Source organism: Archangium gephyra, from assembly GCF_042230915.1.
In the GTDB taxonomy this organism is placed as follows: domain Bacteria; phylum Myxococcota; class Myxococcia; order Myxococcales; family Myxococcaceae; genus Archangium; species Archangium gephyra_B.
On record NZ_CP102578.1, the window covers coordinates 2,975,798 to 2,992,816 of the forward strand.

The window sequence follows — 17,019 nt, forward strand, 5'->3', positions numbered from 1 at the left end:
CGTCCTTCAAGCCGTGAACCGGAGTGGGGGCACGGGTTCCAACCCGAGTCCACCCGATACCCTCACCCCGTCCCTCTCCCGGCGGGAGAGGGGAAATTGGGGGAAAGGGGCGCTGGTGGTCCCGCTCAGGTCCCCTCGCGCAGCTCCTCGAGCTTGCCCTTGGTGCCGGGCAGGTGGCCCGGGGCCATCCGCGTGTACAGGTACTGCACCGTGTCGTGCAGCGTCTCGTGGATGTCCCGCGCCTTGAAGCCCAGCTCGCGCTCGGCCTTCGAGGCGTCCAGCCAGAACCAGTGCTCGCCGATGTCCACTTCCTGCGGATCCAACGCGGGCTTCGTCCCGCGCCACTTCGCCACCTGCTCCAGCACCTTCGCCCCGAGCACGTTCACCTTCGAGGGCAGCTTCATCCGGGGCGCCTTCACGCCCGACAGGCGCTCCAGCCGCTCGAAGAAGTCCGGCATGGACAGGTTCACGCCCATCAGGTGGCGCCCGTACACCTCGCCCCGCGTCAGCGCGTTCACGAACGCATCCGCCGCGTCGCGCACGTCCACGAAGCTCATGCCACCACCCGGCATGGCGGGGAGCTCGCCCTGCAGGAACTTCATCACCGTCCACGTGGAGCTCAGCCGGTCATCCCCCGGTCCCATCAGCAGGCTCGGGTTGAGCACCACCAGCGGAAGGGCGTGCTGGCGGCAGTACTCCAGCGCGAGCTTCTCCTCGTAGATCTTCGACAGGTAGTACGGCCAGCGCCCCACCACCTCGATGGGATAGCCGTCGTCCTCCGTGCCGACGCGCTCCTCCTTGGACACGGCGATGGTGCCCGAGGTGGAGGCGAGGATGACGCGCTGGACGCCGGACTCGCGCACGTCGCGCAGCAGCTCGCGCGTGGCGTCCACGTGCAGCTCGTACATGCGCCGCGCGTCTTTGTCCTGGAAGGAGACGAGCCCCGCCAGGTGGTAGACGGCCTGCACGCCCTCGAGCGCGCGCCGCACCGCCTCGCGGTTCTTCAGGTCTCCCTGGACGTACTCCGCCTTGTCGAAGCCCGGGCCCGCCGGCTTGGAGCGGCCGATGATGCGCACTTCATGGCCCGCGGCGACCAGCCGCGGCACCAGGTGCGCGCCCAGGAAACCAGTGCCTCCGGTGACGAGCAGCTTCACGACTCACTCCCTCCCGAGGACAGCGCGCGGCGCTGATCCTCGACCGTCGCCGATTCATCGAAGCTCAGCACGCGGCCCGCGGCCAGCGCCTGGATGGAGTCCTCCGCCAGCTTCGTGGCGTAGCGGTAGCTCTCCGAGCGCGCCATGCCCTGCGTCTTGGTGCGCAGCATCTCGTACGTCAGCGCGGGGCCGATATGCGCCTCCAGCTCGCGCGACTTGGGCACCATGCGGCCCTTGGGCAGCGCCTCGAAGGCACCCTTGAGGTAGATGGGCAGCACGTCCACCCCGTAGGTGAGCGCCAGGTAGCCCAGGGTGGGCTTGAACTCGAGCAGCTCGCCCGTCACCGAGCGCGTGCCCTCGGGGAAGATGAGCAGGTTGAAGCCCTGGCGCAGCGCATTGCCGGCCAGCCGCAGCGACTCGCGCAGCGAGCCGTGCCGGTCCATGGGGATGAGGTCCGTGAAGTTCTCGAAGTACGCGCGCTTGAGCGGCGTATCGAAGAAGTAGTCCCGGGCCGCGAGCGTGGTGAGCCGCTCGCCCTGCTCGCCGAGCACCACCTTCACGAGCCCCATGTCCAGGTGGCTCGTGTGGTTGGCGATGACGAGGAAGTTGCGGTTCATCGGGATGAAGGGCTTGCCCGTCACCTTCACGTCGAACAGGCCGCCAAAAATCGCCTGCTGGCCCATCCGCACCAACTGGCGGCCCACGGTGACGAGGGGCTCCGGCACGGGAATCTCCGTCTCCTCGGCCTTCTCCGTCTCGCGGCTGATGTCCTTGGCGCGCGTCTCCACGGCGGGGCGGCGGCCGCTGGACACCACCAGCTTGCGCAGGTCGTCCACCGTCTGCACGTGCGTCAAATCATTTACCGCGGGCAGCGGCACGCCGGCCTGCTCCAGGGCCACCGACAGCTCGGTGAGCATGAGCGAGTCCAGGCCCAGGTCCACCGAGAGGCGGGAGTCGGGGCGGATGTCGGAGAGGGGCTTGTTCACCACCTCGGCGATGAGCGGGTAGAGCCAGTCGGAGACGCCGCCAGTGCTCTGCTGCACCTTCTCGCGGGCCTTCTCACCCGAGGAGGCCAGCTTCTCCAGGCGCTTGAGCTCCTCCACCACCACCTTGCGCTTCACCTTGCGCGAGGACGTGCGCGGCAGCTCGCCGTCCCAGAAGCGCAGCACCTTCACGCGGCGGTAGAAGGGCATCTCCTGGCCCGTCTTGCGGAAGTGCTCCTCCAGTTCGCGCCGCACCTCCTCGCGCGGCCGCTCCTTGTAGTCCGGCACGCACAGGCAGGCCACCTTCTCCCCGCCAGCCTCGTCCGGCAGGCCGACGATGGACAGCTCCTTGATGTGCGTGTGGAGGGAGTACGTGTCCTCGAGCTCGTCCGGGTACACGTTCTTCCCGTTGGCGTCGATGATGACGTCCTTCTTGCGGCCCACCAGGTACAGGCGGCCCTCGGCGTCCAGGCGCCCCAGGTCCCCCGTGTACAGCCAGCCCTCCTTGAGGACGGCCTCGGTGGCCTCCTTGTCGCCGAAGTAGCCGGCCATGACGTTGGGGCCGCGGGCGAGCACCTCGCCGATGCCCTCGTTGTCCGGCTCGAGGATCTTCAGCTCCACGCCCGGCAGCGCCTTGCCCACCGTGCCCGGCAGCCGCTTGTTGACGCTCGTCTCGGACACCGTGAGCACCGGGGAGGCCTCGGTGAGGCCATAGCCCTCGATGATGTTGAAGCCGAGCTGGTGGAAGGCCTTGTGCACGTCGTCCGGCAGCGCCGAGCCACCGGACACCAGGAACTTGATCTTCCCGCCGAACTTGCGGTGCACCGGCCAGAAGAGCAGCTTGCCCAGGTTGAAGCTGCTGCGGTTGCGCAGCTCGCCGTGCGCCGACATGAGCGTCTTGAGCGCCTGCTCCACCATGGGCGGCCGGCTGGCCATCTCCTGCGTCACCTTGCGGTGCAGCAGCTGCCAGAGCGCGGGCACGCCGATCATCGCCGTCACGCGGCCCGACTCGAACACCTCGCCCAGCCGGTCCGAGGTGAGCTCGTCGATGTACGTAATCTCCGTGCCGCGCGAGAAGGGCGTGAGGAAGCCGGCGGAGAACTCGAAGGTGTGGTGCAGCGGGAGCACGGAGAGGACGGAGTCCCCCATGCCCACGTTGAAGGCGCCGGCCAGCTTCGCGATGAGGGAGGCGAAGTTGCGGTGGGTGAGCATCACGCCCTTGGGCGTGCCCGTGGTGCCGGAGGTGAAGATGAGGCTGGCCACGTCGTCCGGGGCGGCCGTGCGGCGCACCGGCCCGATGTTGTCCGGGTACGCCGGGTCTCCACTCATCGCTTCGGCCATGCTGGCCACGCGCGTGGTGAGGCCCGCCGCGGTGAGCGAGGCCTCCAGGCCCTGCAGGTCCTTGGCGGATTCCTCGGTGAGCAGCAGCACCTTCGCCTCGGCGCGCCGGGCGATGTTGACGATCTCCGTCTCGGTGAGGCTCGGGTCCACGGGGACGGCGGCGCCGCCCGCGCGCAGAATGCCGAAGTAGCACACGGGCCACTCGGGCCGGTTCTCGCCCAGGAGCATCACCCGCTCGCCGCGCTTGACGCCTTCCTTCATGAGGAAGCTGCCCACGCGGTTGGCGTAGCGGTTCACCTCGCCATAGGTGAGGCGCTCCTCCTTCTCGTCCGCGGCGTAGCGGAAGGCCACCCGGTGGCGCCACGCGTTGACGCTCGCCTCGAGCATCTCCAGCAGGTCGCGGTTGGCGGGGATGACGGTGCGCTTCTTCGTCTCCTCCTCCAGGCCGGGGAACACCCACTTCTCCAGGCCGGGCAGGTGGGTGTCGAGGAAGTAGACGCGCCAGTCGATGGCCTCCGGGGCCCAGGGAATGCGGACCCGGTCATGGTGGGCCATGCGCGCGTACACCGAGCGGGTGTTGTCGCAGCGGAAGACGTAGCGGTTGTCGTAGAGGAAGGGGAGGAAGAGCTCGATGAGGCCCGCCAGGCTCAGGGCTTGGTTCTCCACCTCGTCCAGCGTCTCCTTGGCCTTCTCCAGCGCGGCCTGCACGCGGGGGGCGCCCCAGCCCGGCTTCACCTCGTCGATGACCTGGCGCAGGAAGCGCGCGCCCTTGACGAACATGGGGGCGCTGAGGTTCTCGAACACCGCGCGGCTCACCGGCACGGGCTCGATGCGCGAGCGCACCTCGTTCATCAGCGCGTTGCCCGTGTCCTTGTTGCGGTAGTAGCGGCGCCGGTACAGGCCCACCAGCTCGATGGAGCGGCTGGCGTAGAAGGGATTCACATCACCGGAGGCCAGGTTGTAGACGCGCCGCTCCTCCACCTGCATGCAGTGCGCGGTGATGCCGATGGTGGCGCCGGCCACGTGGTCCACCGGGATGATGTCCAGGATGGCCTTGTCCCCGGCGGGGATGTTGCGGTGGCCCTTGATGCCGGCGAAGGCCAGCGGCGCCGAGGTGGTGAAGCCCTCGTTCCACCCGGGGAAGGGGAAGTGCTGGGCGGACTCGACGATGGAGGGCCGGACGATGGCGTAGCGCAGGCCCGGCGTGCTGGCCATCACCTGCTCGCCCAGGCTCTTGGTGTACGTGTACGTGTTGGGCCAGCCCCAGTGCTGCGCGCGCTCCATGCCGGCGCGCACCAGCTCGCCGGTGAGCCACAGCTTGCGCTCGCGGCCCATGGCCAGCCGCAGCGTCTTCTCGTCCGTGGCGTCGCGGCCCTCCTGCTCCAGCCGGTCCAACGCCTTCTTGCGGAAGATGGACGCCAGGGCCTTGTCATCCGCCTGCTCGCGCAGCCGGGCGACGATCTTCTCCGCGTCCGTCAGCTCCTGCTCCAGGCTGAAGTCGCGCCCGTCCATGTCCTCGCGGCGCGGGAAGTAGCCCACCACCTCCTCGTCCTCGAAGACGAGCCCGCTGCGGTTGCCCGCCACGAAGGCCGTGGACATGTGGATGAGGGGCACGTTCCACTTGAGCGCCAGCTCCACGGTGTACTTCACGCCGTGGGTGTTGACGTTGAGGCCCACCTCCAGCGACGGGTTGAAGGACACCAGGCCCGCGCAGTTGATGATGGCGTGCACCTTGCCGGTGAGCGCATCGGCCTGCTCCAGGGTGAGGCCCATCAGGGGGTCGGTGATGTCGCCGTCGAGCACCTCCACCTTGCGGCGGATGAACTCGATGGCGCCCTCCTCGCCATAGGTGTCGCGCAGCGGCTGGAAGGGCTCGCTGGTGGCCACCTTGTCGTAGAAGCGCCGCTCGGCGGACGGGGCACTGCCCTTGCGCACCAGCACATAGAGCTTGTCCAGCGTCTCGCCGTAGCGCGACAGGAGCATGGACAGGGTGACCTTGCCCACGAAGCCGGTGGAGCCCGCGAACAGCAGGCGCTTGCCGGTGAAGACCTCGGTGACGTTCAGCTCGGAAACACTCATCGTGGGGAGCCCAGGGGGGTTACTTCACGTCGACCATGACGGTGGGGGCGATGCGCAGCAGGCTGATGCTGGCCGAGCGGCCCATGAAGCCGCGCGCCTCCTCGATGGCCTCGGTGAGGGTGTCGGTGCGGTCCCAGCCGAGCAGGGCCGGGACGTGGTTGTTCTCTCCACCCGCGAGGATGACCTTGCCCACGTGCTGACGGCCGTTCTCGCCCCAGTACCACATGTAGAGCGGGTGCACGCCGTGGTAGGCGTTGCCCTTGCGGTACAGGTGCACGTAGCTGGGGTTCTCCGCGAACTCGCGCTCGTACTTCTGCTCGATCTGCACGGCGTCGCGCGTCTCGGGCAGCACGCGGTTGAAGAACTCGATGTAGCTGGGGTGCTGGACCGGGTCGAACTCGTCGAAGGCCGGGTGGGTGAGGATGAGCACGCCACCCTTCTTCACCAGCGGCACGCCGCGGTTGAGGTTGAAGAAGTAGCCCAGCCCCATCACCTGCACCAGCAGCGGGTTGAGGATGGAGTTGACGCTGTAGGGCGAGATGAACGGGATGGGGAAGATGACGATGTCGCTCTGCCCCTGCACCGGCACCACGTACTGCTGCCAGCTCTTCTCCAGCGTCTTGGCGTGGGTTGGCTCGGTGGCGCCGGCGAACACGCCCGTCACGTCATAGGGCGCGGGGATGGAGTTGAGCACCTTGCGCGCCGCCGCCCGCGGCAGCTTGGAGAGCGCGTAGCGCATGGCCTGGAACTTCAGCCGGTCTCCCTCGGTGTAGTCCTCCTCCTTCTTGTGGAGGAAGTCCACGCCGGGGCCGAACATGCGGTTGTTCAGCGACGTCTCGATGTGGAACACCTTGAGGTGCTTGTCGATGGCCTTGCCGATGCGCTCGTTGCGCCGGTACAGCTCGCTGCGGCTCGGCTCCATGTAGCTTTCCGAGGAGCGGATCGTCTTCGGGTTGTGGTGCGCCCGGAGGCCAGCGTAGTTCGTCACGCCGGTGCCCATGGACTTGTGCCCGCCATTCATGGGCACGAAGTTCACGTTCACGTAGACGATGAGGTCGCTCTCGGCCACGCGCCGGTTGACGGCCACCACGTGGGTGCCGCAGGGCGTGCGCTCCAGCTCCACCATGCCGTCTGGATCCTCGGCGTCATGGTTGTAGTAGCGGTCCGGGTAGAAGGCGTCGTGGATCTTCTGGCCCACCATGCGCCGCATCTCGCCCTCCGTCATGCGGCGGTGCAGGGCGTTGGCGATGACCAGGTGGACGTCATCCACGCCCGAGTCGGCGCACAGCTCCAGCACCACCTCGAGGATGGACTGGCGCACGTCCGGCGTCGCCATGGGCGGCAGCGGCACGGAGATGTCGTCGATGACGCAGGTGAGCCGCATGCCCGGGCGGAGCAGGGCGTGCAGGGGCTCCATGTCCTCGGGGTGGTTGATGGCCCAGCGGATGGCGGCCTTGACGTTGGGCACACCGGCCAGGGGCGGGCGGGGGAAGATGACCCGGGTGCCCACGGGCAGGTCCTCGAGGAGGAAGTTCTCCCCGTAGAAGAGCGCCCGCGGGGGGCTGCCCTTCTCGGTGATGACCACCTGGCTTTCCTCGTCGTAGAGCTTCTGGAGCGTCTTGAGCGGGCGCATGTCGTACGGAACTTTCGGTTACTTGAGGTCGAGGATGGGCCAGTTGTAGGCCCGGGCGATGGAACGCAGGCGCATGTCCGGATTGACGGCGGTGGGGCGGCCCACCACGGACAACATGGCGTAATCGGAAGCGCTGTCGGAGTAGCCGTGGCACTGGTCCAGCGCCAGGCCCTCCCGGACACAATAGGAGCGGATGGCGTTGGCCTTGTTCGCCCCCTCGATGATGGGGGGGATGACCTTGCCGGTGGCCTTGCCGCCCACGAACTGCATCTTGTTGGCGATCATGTCGTCGGCGCCCAGGTAGCGGGCGAGCGGGCGCATGCTGAAGTCCAGCGCTCCGGTGACGAGCACGATGCGGCAGCCGACGCGGCGCGCTTGGTCGATGAGGTCGCGCGTCTGCTCGTAGATGGCCGGCTTGAGGACGTCCTCGAACATGTCCTCGGCCACGGAGATGAGGCGGTCCTCGGACAGGCCGGCGTAGTAGCGGTAGAAGAACTCGTTGAACGTCTTCCGGTCCAACGCATCCATGGCCGCGAAGAGGGGCACGCTGGCGGCGGTGGCCAGGGTCCTCCCAGCTATGCCCAGGAGGGAGCCCCGGTTCATGGCGTAGTAGGCGTAGACGTGGACGACGTTGGTTTTGATCAACGTCCCGTCGACATCGTAGAAGGCGGCTTTCGCGGGCATGGGCAAGGCGGGCTTCCTGACACCGGAGTCCGGCGTGTGTCAACCGCGCGATAAGGCCCGGAATTCGCCGATGCGGAGCACGGCTGGTGCGTAGCGCGCTACGCGGTGCTCCGAGGGCGATGGAGCCGCCGGGCTGGCGCACGCATCCATGGCCGCTCCAGTCGTGGCGCGCCACTGCACTCGTTGTCGATGGCAACGAGTGCAGTTGTCTTTATCCTACATAACGCGAGCCCTTCACGTTCAGCCGGGAGGCGCCTGCTCCAGGCGTTCGAAGAGGGTGCGGGCTCGGGCGAGGCCCTCCTCGGGGTTGAGCGCGAGGTACCAGTAGCGCTCCAGCTCGATGGCGCCCTGGCGCAGCTGCATCACGCCCTGCGTCTTGTGCTCGGCGATGGCCCAGTCCACCACGATGTTGTAGTCGAGCCGGTCGCGGAACCCGAACTTGCGCGTGCGGTCGAACGCGAACACGGCGCCCGGACGCACGTCCGCGAGCGGATGGCCCGGCACGCCGGTGTACGTGAAGCCCTCGGCCTCCGGGATGGGGAAGCCCTGGCGGTTCTGCTCGGCCACCTCGCGGCTGCGGGTGTGCCCGGTGGCACCGAGCACCAGCGGCCGCTCGTGCGGTGCCAGCTCCGCCACCACCTCCAGCGCGAGCAGCGCCGCGTCGCGGTGGTGCGCGTGCGTGAGTGGCAGGGGCAGCATCACGAAGACGAAGTCGTACCGCCCTTGCCGCAACCGCTCGCGCAACCGGCGGCGGATGAGCTCCGTGTCCCAGCCCTCGCCCACCGCGGCGTCCGCGGCCAGCGTGTAGCCAGGGTCCGGCTGGTCCAGGAAGACGCACTCGTGCAGCCCGAGGATGCGGGCCGCGGCCCGGAGCTCCTGCTCGCGGATGCGCGGCAGGTGGACGCGCGCCACCTCGGGATCCGTCAGCTTCAAGCCATACAGGGGCTCGGCGAGGGTGGAGGTCCGGTAGCCCCCCTCGCCCCGGGTGAAGACCACCAGGTCCACCTGCGCTCCGAGCGAGCGGGAGAGCTTGTACACGGCACCACCGAAGAGCGTCTCGTCGTCCGGGTGGGCCGTCACGAGGAGCAGCCGCGGGGGAGGGGAGTGCACCGCGCGAGCAGACAGGAGCCCCCGTGCCCGGTCAAGCGACACCCCCGGCTCCGCTCACAGCCAGCCGTGCTCCTTGTACCAGTGCGCGCTGCGGCGGAGGGAGTCGGCCACGTCCCGCGTGGCGCGGAAGCCCAGCAGCCGCTCGGCCTTGGCGCTCGAGCACGTCCAGGCCGGAACGAGGAGCTGTCGCGCGAACTTCCGGTTGAGGGCCAGACGCCGGCCCGTCACCCGCGACACCCCGTCCGCCACGGTGGCCAGCGCCGTCAGCACGGCCGGCGGCACCCGAAGTGTTCGCGGTTGGACGCCCAGCGCCTCGGCCACGAGCCCCTGCAATTCCTCCAGGGTGAGGGGCTGGGAGTGACCTATGAAGAAGGCCTGCCCGAGGGCCTCGTCCCGCTCGGCGAGCAGCAGGAGCAGGTCCACCACGTCCTCCACGTCCACCAGGGTCAGCGGCCGGGGACCGCCGCCCAGCTCCAGCCGCAGGCCCCGCGCCACCAGCTTGAAGAGGACGAGGTTCTCGTGGTCCCCCGGCCCCACGATGCGCGGCGGGCGCACCACCGTCACCGGCAGCCGGTCCGCGTACGAGAAGGCGATGCGCTCGGCCTCGGCCTTGCTCTCGCCGTACCACTCGGCGGGCTGGAGCGGATCCTCTTCGATTCTGGGCCTTTCGGGCGTGGAGGGCCCCGAGGCGCCCAGCGAGCTGGCCAGCACCAGCCGGGGCCGCGTGCCGGTGGCCACCAGGGCCTCGCACACGCGCCGCGTCCCCTCGGCGTTCACGCGCATGAAGTCTTCCCGGGTGGCGGCCCGGCGGAGGCCCGCCAGGTGGAAGACCACGTCCCGTCCCCGCACGGCCCGGGCGAGGCTGGACGCGTCCGTCACGTCTCCCTCCACCCTCTCGTATTCCAACCCCACCAGACCTGAGACGTCGCTTCCGGGACGCACGAAACAGGCTGCTACATGTCCCCGCGCGAGCAGCGCGCGCACCAGCCAGGAGCCCAGAAAACCGTTCGCGCCAGTGACGAGTGTGTTCAACATGGTGTGCTTTCCCTGAGAAAACACTCTTCCCTTCCGAGGGAGAAACACTATTTTCCCTTGGGCCCTCAGAGGGAAAAATGCAGCGGAGGGCTGATTTTCGGCCTCGGGCGTGTTACGACGCGCTCGACGGCTCAGGGTGTGAACCAGCCGTGCAACGCCCCCGGACACTCGAACAGGGGGAGGAGATCCGAACGAAATGGCCGCCAAGAAGACCACCGCCGCGAAGAAGGCTCCTGCCGCGAAGAAGGCTCCCGCCGCCAAGAAGACCGCTGCCGCGGGTGGCAAGCGCAAGCCGAACGCGGCGTTCATGAAGGAGATGACGCCGTCCGCCGCCCTGGCGGAGATCGTCGGTAACAAGCCGATCCCCCGCACCCAGGTCGTCAGCAAGATCTGGGACTACATCAAGAAGAACAACCTTCAGGACGCGAAGAACAAGCGGCAGATCAACGCCGATGACAAGCTCAAGCCCATCTTCGGTGGCAAGAAGTCCGTCACCATGTTCGAGATGACGGCGCTGGTGAACAAGAACCTGACCTGAGCCGCATGACCGGATGTTCCGGCCGCTGTCCCCGGAGGGCTCGCCACCAGAGTGGCGGGCCCTCTGCACTTTCGAGGGAGCAAGCGGCTGGAGAGCGTTGGATAGCGTGCGGAAGAGCGTCTGCGTGGTGGTCATATGGGCTCGTCGGACCTACGACTGAGCCCTATGCGACTGGAAGGTTCGGCTGTGTCGGGTGGAGACGCGGGACAGGCGGGCGGAGAGGCTCTGGCTGGGAAGCTGTACGGGCGCGTGCGTGAGGAACTGCTGGCGCGGGCCACTCCGCTGTCCACCTACCGGCTGCAGCTGCACAAGGCCTTCCCCTTCACCGCGGCGCGCGAGGTGGTGCCCTACCTGGCCCGGCTGGGGGTGACGGACGTGTATTGCTCGCCCTACCTCAAGGCGAGCCCGGGCAGCACCCACGGCTATGACTGCGTGGACCACAAGCAGCTCAACCCCGAGGTGGGCTCGCCCGAGGAGCACGCGGCCTTCTGCTCCACCGTGCATGACCACGGGCTGGGCCAGGTGGTGGACGTGGTGCCCAACCACATGGGCATCGAGACTTTCAACCCGCTCTGGTTCGACGTGCTGGAGAACGGCCCGGCGTCGATGTACGCGCGCTTCTTCGACATCGACTGGAGCCCGGTGAAGGACGAGCTGGAGGGCAAGGTCCTCCTGCCGGTGCTGGGGGACCAGTACGGCGTGGTGCTCGAGCGCGGGGAGCTGAAGCTGGGTTACCGCGACGGGGCCTTCTTCATCCACTACTACGACCGGCTGTTGCCGTTGGCTCCCCGACAGTACGGGCGGGTTCTGGGGCGCGGGCTGGAGGCGCTGGAGGCCCGGCTGGGGGCCGAGCACGCGCACCTCATCGAGCTGCAGTCCATCCTCACCGCCATCAGCCACCTGCCTCCGCGCACGGAGACCGAGCGCGCCCGCGTCATCGAGCGCAGCCGGGAGAAGGAGGTCATCAAGCGCCGGCTGGCGGCGCTCGCCGGCTCCAGCCCCGAAGTGGCCGCCCACATCGAGGCCAACGTGAAGGCCTTCAACGGCACCCCGGGGGACGCGCGCTCCTTCGACGTGCTGGACGAGCTGCTGGCGGGGTGCAGCTACCGGCTGGCCCACTGGCGCGTGGCGGGGGAGGAGATCAACTACCGCCGCTTCTTCGACATCAACGGGCTGGCGGCCATCCGCGTGGAGGATCCGGACGTCTTCGCCGAGGCCCACCAGCGCATCTTCGAGTGGCTGCGCCAGGGCTGCATCACCGGGCTGCGCATCGACCACCCGGATGGCCTCTACGATCCCACGGCCTACTTCCTCAACCTGCAGGAGCAGTACTTCGTGGAGCGGGCGCGGGCCCTCTTCGACGCGGAGCACGGCCACCGGGCGGAGCTGTGGCCGGAGGTGGAGCGGCGGCTGCGCGAGCGCTGGCAGGCGGAGGCGGGGGCCCATGTGGACTCGCCGCTGCGCAAGGCGCTCTACGTGGTGGTGGAGAAGATTCAGGGCGGCCGCGAGCGCATCCCCGAGGGCTGGGCGGTGCACGGCACCACCGGCTACCGCTTCGCCAACGCGGTGGGGGGCGTCTTCGTACGGCAGGACGCCGAGGGGCCGCTGACGGACGCCTACCACCGCTTCATCGGTGAGGCGCCCCACTTCGACGAGCTGGTCTACGAGAAGAAGCGCCTCATCCTGCGCGACTTCATGTCGAGCGAGCTGAACATGCTCGCCCACCGGCTCAACCGCGTGTCGGAGATGAACCGGCGCTCGCGGGACTTCACGCTCAACAGCCTGCGGCGGGCGCTCTCGGAGTTCATCGCGCTCTTCCCCGTCTACCGCACCTACGTGGATGACTGGCGGCCGGAGCTGGACGCGCGCGACGTGCGCTACATCCGAGACACGCTGCGGCATGCCAAGGCGCGCAACGCCACCCTCAACGCCACCATCTTCGACTTCCTGGGGGACGTGCTGCTGCGGCGCTACCCGGAGCACCTGGGGCCGCACGAGCGCGCGGAGATGCTCGCCTTCGCCATGAAGGTGCAGCAGTTGACGGGCCCGGTGATGGCCAAGGGTCTGGAGGACACCGTCTTCTACGTCTACCACCGGCTCGCCTCGCTCAACGAGGTGGGCGGGGAGCCGGAGCACTTCGGCACCACGGTGGAGGTCTTCCACGAGCGCAACCAGGAGCGCGCGGCGCACTGGCCGGCGAGCATGCTCACCACCAGCACGCACGACACCAAGCGCAGCGAGGACGTGCGCGCGCGCATCAACGTCCTCTCCGAGCTGCCCGGCGAGTGGCGCCAGCGCGTGGAGCGCTGGTCCCAGCTCACGCGGACCCACCGCATGGAGCGGCCCGAGGGCCCCGCTCCCGCCCTCAACGACGAGTACCTCTTCTACCAGACGGTGGTGGGCGCCTGGCCCATGGGCCCGTCCATCTCCGCGGAGACGCTCGCGGAGCTCCGCGGCCGCGTCCGCGACTACATGCTCAAGGCCATCAAGGAGGCCAAGGTCCGCACCTCGTGGACCAACCCGGACCCCGTCTACGAGGAGGGCGTGGCGAAGTTCGTGGAGGCCTGCCTGGACGAGGACAGGAGCCGCGCCTTCCTCGAGGATCTCCAGGCCTTCAAGCGCCGCATCGAGCGGGCCGGCCAGCACAACGCGCTCGGCCAGCTGCTGCTGAAGCTGGGCTCGCCCGGGGTGGTGGACACCTACCAGGGCTGCGAGCTGTGGGATCTGTCGCTGGTGGACCCGGACAACCGCCGGCCGGTGGACTACGGCCTGCGGACCCGGCTGCTGGAGGCGCTGGACCGGGAGGCCGAGATGGACCGGCCCGGGCTGTGCTCCCGGCTGGTGGCGGACATGGACGATGGCCGCATCAAGCTCTTCGTGCTGGCCCAGACCCTGCGCCTGCGTCAGCGCCAGAAGGCCCTCTTCCGCCACGGTGGGTACCAGGCGCTCACCCTGGCGGGCCCGCGCGCCGACGCGGCGGTGGCCTTCGCCCGCGAGTACGACAAGGCCGTGGTCGTCTGCGCCGCACCGCGCTACACCCTCTCCGCCCTGGAGTCCCCCGGGGGCCTCGCGGGGGCTTATGAAGAAACGTCCCTGGATCTGCCCGAGTCCTATGCGAGCATGACGTTCCGGGACGTATTCACCGGCCGGGAAGTGCGGCCGGGGCGACGGGCGGGTGGCGCGGTGCTGCCCCTCGCGCCGCTACTGGCGGGCTTCCCGCTGGTGCTGCTGGAGAGGAGCGATGGATGAAACGGGCGGAGGTGCTGCCAGGCAAGCCGTATCCCCTGGGCGCCACGTACCTTGGTAACGGAGTCAACTTCGCCGTCTTCAGCGAGCATGCGCGGAAGATCGAAGTGTGCCTCTTCGATCCGGACAACCCCGCGCGCGAGCTGCGCCGCTACGTGCTGCCCGAGCAGACGCAGCACGTGTGGCACGGCTTCATTCCGGGGCTGCAGACGGGCACCCTCTACGGCTTCCGTGCCCACGGCGCCTACGAGCCCCGGCGCGGCATGCGCTTCAACCCGCACAAGCTGCTGGTGGACCCGTACGCGCGCGCCCTGCACGGCCAGGTGGACTTCTCCGCTCCCGTCTACGCCTACGAGCTGGGCGAAGAGCAGCAGGATCTCGCCTTCGACATCCGCGACAGCGCCGCGGGCGTCCCCAAGTCCGTGGTGATCACCGACGACTTCGACTGGGAGGGAGACAGCGCTCCCGCGGTGCCCCTGCACCGCTCGCTCATCTACGAGGCCCACGTGAAGGGCCTCACGAAGCTCCACCCCGACATCCCCGAGCACCTGCGCGGCACCTACGCGGCCCTGGGCCACCCGGCCATCATCGAGCACATGCGCAAGCTGGGCGTCACCGCGCTGGAGCTGCTCCCCATCCACACGCACGTGGACGAGCCCTTCCTCGTCAACAAGGGCTTCACCAACTACTGGGGCTACAGCTCCCTGGGCTACTTCTCGCCGGATGCGCGCTTCAGCGCCTCGGGCTCGCGCGGCGGCCAGGTCGCCGAGTTCAAGTCCATGGTGAAGGCGCTCCACCGCGCCGGCATCGAGGTCCTCCTCGACGTCGTCTACAACCACACCTGCGAGGGCAACCACCTCGGGCCCACCCTGTCCTTCAAGGGCCTGGACAACACCGCCTACTACCGGCTGCTGGAGAAGGATCCGCGCTACTACCAGGACTTCACCGGCACCGGGAACTCGTGGAACGCCACCCACCCGTACGCGCTCAAGCTCGTCATGGACTCCTTGCGCTACTGGGTGGAGGTGATGCACGTGGACGGCTTCCGCTTCGACCTGGCCACCACCCTGGGCCGCGACCGGCACGGCTACGACACCCGCGCCGCCTTCTTCCAGATGGTGCACCAGGATCCGGTGCTCAGCCGGGTGAAGCTCATCGCCGAGCCCTGGGACGTGGGCGACTTCGGCTACCAGGTGGGCAACTTCCCCGTCCTCTGGAGCGAGTGGAACGGCAAGTACCGCGACACCATCCGCCGCTACTGGAAGGGCGATGACCGGCAGGCCGCGGAGATCGGCTACCGGCTCACCGGCTCCTCGGACCTGTACGCGCTCAGCGGCCGCAAGCCCACCGCCAGCGTCAACTTCATCACCGCCCACGACGGCTTCACCCTGCACGACCTCGTCACCTACAGCCAGAAGCACAACGAGGCCAACCTGGAGGAGAACCGGGACGGGGCCAACGACAACCACTCGTGGAACTGCGGCGTGGAGGGCGAGACGAAGGACCCGGAGGTCAACGCCCTGCGCGAGCAGCAGAAGCGCAACTTCCTGGCCACGCTCTTCCTGTCCCAGGGCGTGCCCATGCTGCTGGCCGGCGACGAGATGGGCCGCACCCAGAAGGGCAACAACAACGCCTACTGCCAGGACAACGAGCTGTCCTGGGTGGACTGGAACCTCACCGAGTCCCAGCGCAAGCTGCTCGACTTCACCATCCAGCTCAGCCGCCTGCGCCGCGAGCAGCCCGTGCTCACCAAGCGCAAGTTCTTCCGCGGCTCACGCCTGTGGGACAGCGAGCTCAAGGACCTGGCCTGGTTCCGTCCGGACGGCCAGGAGATGAAGAAGGAGGATTGGGAGAAGCCCTATGTGCGCTCCGTGTCCTTCCTGCTGGGCGGTGATGCCATCGTCACCCCGGATGACGAGGGCACCCGCATCGTCGGTGACACGCTCCTGGTGCTGATGAACGCCCACCACGAGCCCATCACCTTCCAGCTCCCGGCCATCGAATGGGGCGCGGACTGGGAAGAGGTGGTGGACACCGGCGAGTCGCGCGTCACGCTGCACACGCATACCCCCGCGGGCGGCTCGGTGATGGTGGCCGGCCGCGCCCTGGTGGTGCTGCGCCGCCCGGCCACGGACGAGGCGTTTCGGCGGGAGTAGGACGGTAGACCTTCAAGGTTGTCGGGGCAGGGGAACACACTCGTGAATACTCAAAGCGCGCTCTGGATCGGCTTCAACCTCTTCGTCGTCGCCATGCTGGCGCTCGACCTGGGGGTCTTCCACCGCAAGGAGCACGCGGTGTCCCCGAAGGAGGCCGGGGCCTGGACGGGCGTGTGGATCACCATCAGCCTGCTCTTCTGCGGCGGCCTGTTCTACTTCGGCTACTGGAACCGCGAGCAGGCGCTGCAGTGGGTGACGGCCTACGTCGTCGAGTACTCGCTCTCCGTCGACAACCTCTTCGTCTTCCTGATGGTGTTCTCCTACTTCCGGGTGGTGCCGGAGGTGCAGCACCGGGTGCTCTTCTGGGGCATCGTCGGCGCCTTCATCATGCGCGCGGTGCTCATCATCACCGGCACCGCGCTCGTCCAGCGCTTCCACTGGCTGCTCTATCTCTTCGGCGCCTTCCTCGTCTTCACCGCGGTGAAGATGGCCCTCTCCAAGGATGACGACGCCGCCGACCCCGAGCAGACGCTCATCGTCCGCATGGCCCGGCGCATGCTCCCGGTGGCCCGCCAGGGCGATGCCAGCAGCTTCTTCACCGTGGAGGACGGCCGGCGCAAGGTGACGCCGCTTTTCCTGGTGCTGCTGGTGGTGGAGGCCACGGACCTGCTCTTCGCCCTGGACTCCATCCCCGCCGTGCTTGGCATCAGCCAGGACGCCTTCATCGTCTACACGTCCAACGTGTGCGCCATCCTCGGCCTGCGCTCGCTCTTCTTCGTGGTGTCGAGCCTGATGGACAAGTTCCACCTGCTGAAGATGGGCCTGGCCGTCATCCTCGGCTTCGTGGGCACGAAGATGCTCATCGTCTACTTCGGCATCCACGTCTCCATCGGCGTGTCGCTGGGCGTCATCGGCGGGGTGTTGCTGGCCTCCATCGTGGCCTCGCTCATCTGGCCGAAGGCCGCCGAGGAGCCCGGAGTGCCGCCGGACGTGACAGGTCCCAGAAGGGATCGGGAAGAGGCCGGGCACTGAGCCCCTGATTGGCCGGTGCGTTTGGCTT

At 68.4% G+C, this 17,019-nt stretch carries 10 protein-coding genes; 4 read left to right on the forward strand and 6 right to left on the reverse strand.

Going from position 1 to position 17,019, the window contains the following annotated elements:
- Positions 1-125: 125 nt before the first annotated feature.
- The 6 genes from NR798_RS11975 to NR798_RS12000 form a co-directional block, all read right to left on the reverse strand.
- On the reverse strand, positions 126-1,154 hold the full coding sequence (locus NR798_RS11975) for an NAD-dependent epimerase/dehydratase family protein (protein WP_375771589.1): 1,029 nt from the start codon (positions 1,152-1,154) through the stop codon (positions 126-128).
- A complete protein-coding gene (locus NR798_RS11980; protein WP_375771590.1) occupies positions 1,151-5,557 on the reverse strand; it encodes an AMP-binding protein in 4,407 nt (1,468 codons plus the stop codon). Before NR798_RS11980 ends, NR798_RS11975 begins: the two co-directional genes overlap by 4 nt.
- Before the next feature lie 19 nt (positions 5,558-5,576).
- Positions 5,577-7,190 carry a lactate racemase domain-containing protein gene (locus NR798_RS11985; protein ID WP_375771591.1) on the reverse strand — a complete coding sequence of 538 codons (1,614 nt, stop codon included), beginning with the start codon at positions 7,188-7,190 and terminating at the stop codon, positions 5,577-5,579.
- 18 nt (positions 7,191-7,208) lie between these two features.
- A complete protein-coding gene (locus NR798_RS11990) occupies positions 7,209-7,874 on the reverse strand; it encodes an HAD family phosphatase (protein WP_043394327.1) in 666 nt (221 codons plus the stop codon).
- A 240-nt stretch (positions 7,875-8,114) separates the two neighbouring features.
- Entirely contained in the window at positions 8,115-9,026 is a 912-nt protein-coding gene (locus tag NR798_RS11995; RefSeq protein WP_375771592.1) for a PIG-L family deacetylase, read from the reverse strand.
- 12 nt (positions 9,027-9,038) lie between these two features.
- A complete protein-coding gene (locus tag NR798_RS12000) occupies positions 9,039-10,016 on the reverse strand; it encodes an NAD-dependent epimerase/dehydratase family protein (RefSeq protein ID WP_375773750.1) in 978 nt (325 codons plus the stop codon).
- 199 nt (positions 10,017-10,215) lie between these two features.
- Between NR798_RS12000 and NR798_RS12005 the strand changes: the two genes are divergently transcribed.
- The 4 genes from NR798_RS12005 (at position 10,216) to NR798_RS12020 (ending at position 16,991) form a co-directional block, all read left to right on the forward strand.
- Positions 10,216-10,557 (forward strand): SWIB/MDM2 domain-containing protein, encoded by a 342-nt coding sequence (locus NR798_RS12005; RefSeq protein WP_375771593.1) that lies wholly within the window; start codon positions 10,216-10,218, stop codon positions 10,555-10,557.
- Between the two features lie 165 nt (positions 10,558-10,722).
- Positions 10,723-13,806 carry a malto-oligosyltrehalose synthase gene (treY, locus tag NR798_RS12010; RefSeq protein WP_375771594.1) on the forward strand — a complete coding sequence of 1,028 codons (3,084 nt, stop codon included), beginning with the start codon at positions 10,723-10,725 and terminating at the stop codon, positions 13,804-13,806.
- Entirely contained in the window at positions 13,803-15,959 is a 2,157-nt protein-coding gene (gene glgX / locus NR798_RS12015) for a glycogen debranching protein GlgX (RefSeq protein ID WP_375771595.1), read from the forward strand. Before treY ends, glgX begins: the two co-directional genes overlap by 4 nt.
- A gap of 42 nt (positions 15,960-16,001) precedes the next feature.
- The gene (locus tag NR798_RS12020; protein ID WP_375771596.1) at positions 16,002-16,991 is read left to right on the forward strand and encodes a TerC family protein; all 990 of its coding nucleotides are present in this window, start codon (positions 16,002-16,004) and stop codon (positions 16,989-16,991) included.
- Positions 16,992-17,019: the final 28 nt, after the last annotated feature.